Source organism: Candidatus Methylomirabilota bacterium, assembly GCA_036001065.1.
In the GTDB taxonomy this organism is placed as follows: domain Bacteria; phylum Methylomirabilota; class Methylomirabilia; order Rokubacteriales; family CSP1-6; genus MNEF01.
The window spans coordinates 68,461-76,525 of record DASYUQ010000077.1 but is presented as its reverse complement, the minus strand read 5'-3'; the positions used below and the strand labels follow the sequence as shown (position 1 = coordinate 76,525).

At 69.2% G+C, this 8,065-nt stretch carries 9 protein-coding genes; all 9 read left to right on the top strand.

Going from position 1 to position 8,065, the window contains the following annotated elements; genetic code table 11:
* The first annotated feature begins 375 nt into the window (after window positions 1–375).
* The 9 genes from VGV13_06790 (at window position 376) to argJ (ending at window position 8,052) form a co-directional block, all read left to right on the top strand.
* Window positions 376–1,812, top strand: a complete 1,437-nt coding sequence (locus VGV13_06790; GenBank protein ID HEV8640786.1) for a malic enzyme-like NAD(P)-binding protein — start codon at window positions 376–378, stop codon at window positions 1,810–1,812.
* Window positions 1,809–2,531 (top strand): dolichyl-phosphate beta-glucosyltransferase, encoded by a 723-nt coding sequence (locus VGV13_06785; GenBank protein ID HEV8640785.1) that lies wholly within the window; start codon window positions 1,809–1,811, stop codon window positions 2,529–2,531. Before VGV13_06790 ends, VGV13_06785 begins: the two co-directional genes overlap by 4 nt.
* A complete protein-coding gene (locus VGV13_06780; GenBank protein ID HEV8640784.1) occupies window positions 2,528–3,685 on the top strand; it encodes a pyridoxal phosphate-dependent aminotransferase in 1,158 nt (385 codons plus the stop codon). Before VGV13_06785 ends, VGV13_06780 begins: the two co-directional genes overlap by 4 nt.
* The gene (locus VGV13_06775; GenBank protein HEV8640783.1) at window positions 3,649–4,101 is read left to right on the top strand and encodes an HIT family protein; all 453 of its coding nucleotides are present in this window, start codon (window positions 3,649–3,651) and stop codon (window positions 4,099–4,101) included. Before VGV13_06780 ends, VGV13_06775 begins: the two co-directional genes overlap by 37 nt.
* Window positions 4,102–4,119: 18 nt before the next feature.
* Complete coding sequence (gene nth / locus VGV13_06770) at window positions 4,120–4,773, top strand: endonuclease III (protein HEV8640782.1); 654 nt, start codon at window positions 4,120–4,122, stop codon at window positions 4,771–4,773.
* A gap of 103 nt (window positions 4,774–4,876) precedes the next feature.
* Window positions 4,877–5,332: a 50S ribosomal protein L13 gene (gene rplM / locus VGV13_06765; GenBank protein HEV8640781.1), complete on the top strand. Its 456-nt coding sequence runs from the start codon at window positions 4,877–4,879 to the stop codon at window positions 5,330–5,332.
* Window positions 5,332–5,727, top strand: coding sequence for a 30S ribosomal protein S9 (gene rpsI, locus VGV13_06760; protein ID HEV8640780.1), 396 nt, complete (start codon window positions 5,332–5,334; stop codon window positions 5,725–5,727). Before rplM ends, rpsI begins: the two co-directional genes overlap by 1 nt.
* A gap of 7 nt (window positions 5,728–5,734) precedes the next feature.
* The gene (gene argC / locus VGV13_06755) at window positions 5,735–6,796 is read left to right on the top strand and encodes an N-acetyl-gamma-glutamyl-phosphate reductase (GenBank protein ID HEV8640779.1); all 1,062 of its coding nucleotides are present in this window, start codon (window positions 5,735–5,737) and stop codon (window positions 6,794–6,796) included.
* Window positions 6,796–8,052, top strand: coding sequence for a bifunctional glutamate N-acetyltransferase/amino-acid acetyltransferase ArgJ (gene argJ, locus VGV13_06750; GenBank protein ID HEV8640778.1), 1,257 nt, complete (start codon window positions 6,796–6,798; stop codon window positions 8,050–8,052). Before argC ends, argJ begins: the two co-directional genes overlap by 1 nt.
* The last annotated feature ends 13 nt before the right edge of the window (window positions 8,053–8,065 follow it).

The window sequence follows — 8,065 nt, the reverse complement described above, 5'->3', positions numbered from 1 at the left end:
GTTCAAAAAGCACGCCAACACCACACCCAAGGGGTAGACCCGAGAAATCGGTCACTCGTAACAACGGATATCGTTGAGACTGGGTAGGCATGTTCACGTATTCAGATCCTCCTTGCTCTGTTATGATGTGTTGTCCGGAGGGGCTCTTGAAGGCCGATGTCACCGCTGTAGGGTTCGAGGTCCCGTTCGGGCAGATCGTCTCCGCCAGCGCTGCCGCCCTCTTTGATCGTTTTTACACGCCTGGAACCCCAGACGCTCTGAGCTCCGGGAAGGACGCTCTGCCCGGCGCTGCAGTGGAAACCCCGGCGGGGGTGGGGGGCCGGCGCGAGGGGGTCTCCCGCCTCGGCGTCGATGCGGCAGCCGGGTAGGCGCGCGATGGCTGTCGCGCCCAGTGCGAGCTACAGCCTCACTCTCCGGCTCGAGATCAAGAATCGCCCGGGGATGCTGGGCCGGGTGGCCTCGGCGATCGGACAGGCCGGCGGCGACATCGGCGCTGTGGACCTCGTGGAATCGCACCGCGATCGCATCGTCCGCGACATCACGATCAAGGCTCGCGACAGCGTCCACGGCCAGGAAATCGTCAGTAGCCTGCGCCGCCTGCCGGGCATCCGCGTCAGCAACGTCTCGGACCGGACGTTCCTGTTGCACCTGGGCGGCAAGATCGAGATCCACAACAAGGTCCCCGTTCGCACGCGCGACGACCTGTCGATGGCTTACACGCCCGGCGTCGCCCGCGTCTGCCTGGCCATCCGGGACGACCGGGAGCGCGCCTTCGCGCTGACCATCAAGCACAACACCGTCGCCGTCGTCACCGACGGGACGGCCGTCCTCGGCCTGGGTGACATCGGACCGGAGGCGGCCCTGCCGGTCATGGAAGGCAAGGCGATGCTCTTCAAGGAGTTCGCCAACGTGGACGCCTTCCCCCTCTGCCTGGCGACCAGGGACGTGGACAAGATCGTCGAGACGGTCAAGTTGGTGGCGCCGGCCTTCGGAGGCGTGAATCTCGAGGACATCGCCGCTCCCCGATGCTTCGAGATCGAGACCCGGCTGCGCAAGGACCTCGACATCCCGGTCTTTCACGACGATCAGCACGGCACCGCGGTCGTGGTCCTGGCCGCCTTGCTCAACGCGCTGAAGATCGTGCGCAAACATCTCGACAAGATCCGCGTGGTGGTGACGGGGGTAGGGGCGGCGGGCACGGCGACGATCAAGATCCTCCTGTCGTGCGGGGTGCGGGACATCATCGGCGTCGACGAGCACGGGACGATCTACCGCGGCCGCCCGGAGGGCCTGGACTTCATGAAGCGATGGGTTGCCTCCGCCACGAACCCCCGCCAGGTGAAGGGGCGCCTCGGCGACGCGCTCCAGCGGGCGGATGTCTTCATCGGGCTCAGCGTCCCCGGCATCCTGACCCTCCGCGACATCAAGCGTATGGCCCGCGATCCGATCGTCTTCGCCATGGCGAACCCCGTCCCCGAGATCCAGCCCGAGGAGGCCGAGCGACACGTGCGCGTGATGGCGACGGGCCGGTCCGATTACCCGAACCAGATCAACAATGTGCTCTGCTTTCCGGGGTTCTTCCGCGGCCTCCTGGACTCGCGGGCGCGGACGGTGAACGACGAGATGAAACTGGCGGCGGCGCGCGCCATCGCCGGATGCGTGACGCGGAGCGAGCTCAGCTCGGAGTACATCATTCCCAGCGTTTTCAACAAGAACGTGGCGCTGGCGGTGGCGGCCGGCGTGGCCCGCGCCTCCCATGAGACGGGGACCGCCCGTCGACGCCGGCGCGTCGACGTTTTCGGAGTCAAGTGAGTCCACCGCGCTGGTCCGTCGTCATCCCGGCCTTCAACGAGGCGCTGCGTCTGACGAGATACCCGGAGGAGGTCGCGGACTTCTTCGCAGGGCGGGGGGAGCCCTACGAGGTGCTGGTCGTGGACGACGGGAGCACCGACCGGACCGCCGGCGTGGTCGAGGCGGCCGCTCGCGCGCATCGGACGGTGCGGCTGTTCCGCAGCGAGGGCAACCGGGGCAAGGGTGCCACGGTGCGCCAGGGTATGCTGGCGGCCCGCGGCGCCCTCCGGCTCCTCACGGACGCCGATGGGGCGACCCCCATCGCCGAGGTGGAGCGGCTCGAGAACGCCTTGGTGTCGGGGGCCGACATCGCCATCGGCTCGCGGTGGCTGCCCCATCGAGGCGTGTCGGTCAATGCGCGGCGCCACCGCGTGGCGGCGGGGCGCCTCTTCAATTGGATTGTGGCCCGGCTCGGGCTCGGGGTGATCGCCGACTCGCAGTGCGGATTCAACGCCGTCACGGCCGCCGCCGCCAGAGACCTGTTCCCGCGTCTGCAGACCGCCGGCTTCGGCTTCGACGTCGAGCTGCTCTTGCTGTCGCGCGCTCACGGGTACCGCATCGTCGAAGTGCCGGTGAACTGGACTGACCAGGCGGGCAGCAAGACCGGTGTCCTCAAGAGCGGCCCCCGGATGCTCTGTGAGATCGTGCTGACGCGGCTGCGTATTGGAAGAGCCGCGTGAGGCCGTCGCGGCGGATCGAGCAGATTGAGCCGTTCCTGGCCGTCGAGGTCTTCGAGCGGGCCCAGGCGTTGGAGCGCGCGGGCGCTGACATCGTGCACCTGGAGTTCGGCGAGCCGGACTTCGACACGCCGCCGGTGATCGTCGAGGCGGTGGAGCGGGCGATCAAGGACGGCCGCACCCGTTACGCGGCCAGCCTCGGCATCCTGCCCCTGCGCGAGGCGATCGCCGAGCACTACGCCCAGACCTACGACATCGAGGTCTCGCCCGACCAGATCCTCGTCACCCCGGGCACCTCGCCGGCGATGCTCCTGCTGTTCGGCCACCTCCTCGACCCCGGCGACGAGGTGGTGCTCTCGGATCCGTACTATGCCTGTTACCCGAACTTCATCCGCTACGCCGACGGCGTGCCCGCCTATGTCAGCGTGACCGAGGAGGACGCGTTCCAGTACCGGCCGGAGGCCATCCGGGAGCGCCTCGGCCCGCGCACCAGGGGGATCCTCATCAACTCGCCGGCGAACCCCACCGGGACGGTCCTCTCACCCGAGCGTATGGCGGCGATCGCGGAGCTGACCCAGGGGCGGGACCTCGTCGTCATCTCGGACGAGATCTACCATGGCCTCTCCTACGCGGATCGCGACCGCTCCATTCTGGAATACACGGACCGCGCCTTCGTGCTCAACGGCTTCTCGAAGGCCTTCGCCATGACCGGCTGGCGCCTGGGTTACCTCATCGCGCCCCCCGACCACATTCGCTCGCTCCAGAAGATCTTCGGCAACTTCTTCATCTCGACGAACGAGTTCGTCCAGTGGGCGGGGGTGGCGGCCCTGCGCGAGGCCGGTGAGGACACCCGCCGGTTCCGGCAGATCTTCGACGAGCGGCGGCGCGCCATGATCGCCGGGCTGCGGGCCGTCGGGCTCGGCGTGGGCTTCGAGCCCACCGGCGCCTTCTATGTTCTGGCCAACGCGCGCCGGTACACCAGCGACTCCACGCGCTTCGCCTTCGAGATCCTCGAGGGGTGTCACGTCGCCGTCACGCCGGGGGCGGCGTTCGGCGCCAACGCCGAGGGCTACCTGCGCTTTTCCTATGCCGCCTCGCTCCCGCGCATCCAGGAGGGACTGTGTCGGCTGGGACGCTTCCTGGCCGCGCGCGCGTGAAGGCCGACTGTCCGGCGTGCACGGGAGCGTGGCCCCGTGAGGACCATCGGATCGCCGACCTGGGTCTGTCGGTGGTCTACCTGCACGACGATCAGTTCTTTGTCGGCTGGACGGTGCTGGTGCTCAAGCGGCACGCGACGGAGCTGTTCGACCTCAGTCGCGATGAGCGCGCCCAGCTCATCGAAGAGGTGACGGACATCGCGCGCGCGCTGGCGGCGGCGTTCGACGCCGTGAAGCTGAACTACGAGCTGCTGGGCAATCAGGTGCCGCACATCCACTGGCACCTCATCCCCCGTCTCGCGGGCGATCCCGCCCCCGGGGGACCGGCCTGGCGCGTGGACCACGAGCCGCGGCGGCTGACGGCCGCCGCGCTGGGCGAGCGCATCACGCTCATCCGCAGTCGGCTGGCGCGCTGAGGGCATAGGTCCCGCGTCATGCGGGAGTCCAGGGAGGCGAAGAAGGCGCGCGCCCGGAAGATCATCGCCGCGCTCGAGCGAGCGTATCCGGACGCGAAGATCGCGCTGGAGTTCAGCACTCCGCTCGAGCTGCTGGCGGCCACCATCCTCTCCGCGCAATGCACGGACGAGCGGGTCAACATCGTCACGCGGTCGCTGTTTCGCAAGTACCGTCGTGCGGAAGACTACGCGCGAGCGGATCAGGCGACCCTCGAGCGCGAAGTCCGGTCCACCGGCTTCTTCCGCGCCAAGGCCCGGGCGATCATCGGCATGGCGAGGGCGCTCGTGGACAAGCACGGCGGCGAGGTCCCGCGCTCGCGCGAAGCGCTCGTGGCGCTGCCCGGGGTCGGTCTGAAGACCGCCAGCGTCGTGTTGGGCAACGCCTTCGGCGAGCAGGCCATCGCCGTCGACACCCACGTCTTCCGCGTGTCGCAGCGCCTGGGGCTGGCGCAGTCGAAGGACCCCGACCAGATCCATGACCAGCTCCGGGAGGTGCTGCCCCGGGCCCAGTGGACGCGCACCTGCCACCTCTTCCAGGCCCACGGCCGCCGGACCTGCACGGCGCGCAAGCCCCTTTGCCCCGCCTGCCCGGTGCGGACGCTCTGTCCGTGGCCCGACAAGACGCGCGGATGACGGGCCGATTCGTTGACAGGATCGGGGTTTTCCGTTACGCTATGACGTTGCAATTTTGCCGTTCTCAGGCCTACTTAGCCGGTCCTGACACCAAGAGGAAACGATGCCGACGCCGATGCCGAAGGAGAGTGAGATCGAACGGAAATGGTTTGTCGTCGACGCCGACAGCCAGGTGCTCGGGCGCCTGGCGAGCCGCGTCGCGGCAATTCTGCGCGGCAAGCACAAGCCGACCTTCACGCCCCATCTCGACGTCGGCGACCATGTGGTGGTGGTGAACGCCGAGAAGGTGCACCTCACCGGACGCAAGCTGCGCGACAAGATGTACCGCTGGCACACGGGCTATATCGGCCATCTGCGCGAGGTGAATGCGGAAAAGATGCTCAGGACCCATCCCGAGCGCGTGATCGAGTGGGCCGTGCAGGGCATGCTGCCGAAGAACCGGTTGGGGCGGGCGATGGCCAAAAAGCTGAAGGTCTACCGCGGCGCGGCGCATCCCCATCAGGCGCAGCAGCCTGCCCCGCTGCCGGCGGGCCTCGGGCCGAAGACGGGAGGCCGCTGATGGCCGTTCTCGATCGCTTCTACGGGACCGGCCGGCGGAAGACCTCCGTGGCGCGGGTGTGGATCCGGCCGGGGGCGGGGCGGATCGTCGTCAACCGCCGGCCCTTCGAGGACTACTTCCCTCGCGAGACGCTGCGGATGATCATCGCGCAGCCGCTGCAGTTGACGAACACCGCGGAACAATTCGACGTGCTCGTCAGCGTCGCCGGTGGCGGCCCCTCGGGCCAGGCCGGCGCGGTGCGCCACGGAATTGCGCGGGCCCTCGTGCAGTTCGACGACAAGCTCCGCCTGCCTCTGAAGAAGGCCGGACTCCTGACGCGCGATCCCCGGATGCGCGAGCGCAAGAAATACGGTCAGCCCGGCGCGCGCCAGAAGTTCCAGTACTCCAAGCGGTAGGTCGGTGGTGGGCTCGAAAGCGATCCGCGTTGCCGTCGCTGGCGCCAGCGGCTACATCGGCGCCGAGCTGCTGCGCCTGCTCCTCCGGCATCCGCACGTCGAAGTGACCGGCGTCACCTCCGAGCGCCTGGCCGGCGAGCCGCTGGCCAAGGTGTACCCTCATCTCCGGACCCTCACCGATCTCGCGTTCCACGACCTCGAGCCCCTGTGGCTGGCCGAAATGGCGGACGTCGTCTTCCTCGCGTTGCCGCACCTGGAGTCCCAGAGGGTGCTGCCGGTGCTGCGCGGCCGGCGCGTCAGGGCCATCGACCTCTCCGCCGACTACCGGCTGCATGACGCCAACGATTACACGGTGTGGTACAAGGCGCCCCACATCGATCCCGAGGGGCTCGCCGAGGCCGTGTACGGGCTGCCGGAACTGCACCGCAAGTCCATCGCCTCGGCGGCGCTCGTTGCCGCGCCGGGCTGCTACCCGGTCGGCGCGATCCTGGCCACGGCGCCGCTCGTCAGGGCCGGCCTGGCGCGCCTGGAGGGGATCGTCATCGACGGCAAGTCAGGCGTCAGCGGCGCGGGCGCCCAGGGCCGGAAGCTCGATCCGATGTACCTCTACACGGAAGCCAACGAGAACATCCAGGCCTACGCCATCGCGTCGCACCGGCACACGCCCGAGATCGAGCAGGAGCTGGGGGCCCTCGCCGGTGGGCCGGTCCGCGTCACCTTCACGCCCCATCTGGCGCCGTTGAATCGCGGCCTCTTCACCACGGCCGTCGTGCCGCTGGCAACGACGATGGTGACGGCCGACCTCGTCGCCCTCTACCGGGAGTTCTACGCCGGCGAGCCGTTCGTGCGGGTGCTCGCCGAGGGTGAGCGGCCCACCACGCGCGCCGTCGTCGGCTCCAACTACTGCGACCTGACCGTGGTGGCGGACGCCCGCACGGGCCGGGCGGTGTGCCTCTCGGCGCTCGACAACCTCGGCAAGGGGGGGGCGGCGAACGGAGTCCAGGACCTCAACATCCTGTGCGGGTGGAACGAGCGCACGGGTCTCGAAGCGCCGCCGGTGTACCCCTAGTGCCCGGCACCACGGTCTCCGGCGCCAGGCCCGAGAGCAAGTCGGGCGACATCGAGTGGCTGGAGGGCGGCGTCACCGCCGTCCCCGGCATCCTCGCCGGCGGGGTGGCCGCCGGCATCAAGCCCAGCAGCAAGAAGGATCTCGCCCTGGTCTACTCATCGGCGCCGGCGCGGGCAGCGGCGCTCTTCACCTCCAATCAGGTGAAGGGAGCGTCGGTCCTCGTCTCCCTGGAGCACGTCCGCGGCGGGGTGGCCCAGGCCATCGTGGCCTCCAGCGGTTGCGCCAACGTCTGCACCGGCGAGCAGGGCCTTCGTGACGCACGGGAGATCACCCGGCTGGTGGGGGAGCTGCTGAGGATCCCGGCCAAGCACGTGCTGATCGGCGCCACCGGAGTCATCGGGCCGCCCCTGCCGATGGACAAGATCCGCACGGCCTTGCCGAAGCTGGTGAAGGCGCTGTCACCGCAGGGCGGCCGGGCGGCGGCCGAGGCCATCATGACGACCGACACGCGACCCAAGGAAGCCGCGCTGCGAGTCGAGGTCAACGGCCGACCGGTGACCATCGGCGCGATCGCCAAGGGGGTGGGGATGGTCGAGCCTCACCTGGCGACGATGTTCTGCTTCATCACGACCGACGCCGTCATCGGGACGGGGGTGCTCGGGAGCGCGCTGCGTGGCAGCGTCGATCGCTCCTTCAACCGGATCACGGTGGACGGCGATCAGTCCACCAGCGACACGGTGGCCGTGCTGGCCAACGGCCTGGCCGAGAACGCTCCGCTGGAGACGGGGGGGCGCGGCCTCCGGCAGTTCGCCCGCGGCCTCGACGCGCTGACGGCGCGGCTGGCGCGGATGCTGGTGAGCGACGGCGAGGGCGCGACGAAGCTCGTCACCATCGCGGTGCGGGGGGCGACGACGAGGAAAGACGCCCGGCTGGCGGCCCGGAGCGTCGCCAACTCGCTCCTGGTGAAGACCGCGCTCAACGGGCAGGACCCCAACTGGGGCCGCCTCATGATGGCGCTCGGCAAGTCGGCGGCGAAGGTGGAGCCGGACCGGGTGGGGATCCTCTTCGAGGACGAGCCGCTGGTCGAGCGGGGCGCGATCCGGGAAGGCGCGCGTCTGGACCGTATTCGCGAGATCATGGGGAGGTCGGAGTACACGATCACCGTCGACCTGGGCCTCGGCCGGGGCGAGGACCGGGTGTGGACGTGCGACCTGAGCGAGGAATACGTGCGGATCAATGCCAAGTACACGACGTAACTCACCATCACGC

Bases quoted from the DNA above. Each gene is read 5' to 3' on its own strand.
- VGV13_06790 (HEV8640786.1), top strand. From the start codon at position 376: ATGGCTGTCGCGCCCAGTGCGAGCTACAGCCTCACTCTCCGGCTCGAG.
- nth (HEV8640782.1), top strand. From the start codon at position 4,120: ATGCGGGAGTCCAGGGAGGCGAAGAAGGCGCGCGCCCGGAAGATCATC.
- rplM (HEV8640781.1), top strand. From the start codon at position 4,877: ATGCCGACGCCGATGCCGAAGGAGAGTGAGATCGAACGGAAATGGTTT.
- rpsI (HEV8640780.1), top strand. From the start codon at position 5,332: ATGGCCGTTCTCGATCGCTTCTACGGGACCGGCCGGCGGAAGACCTCC.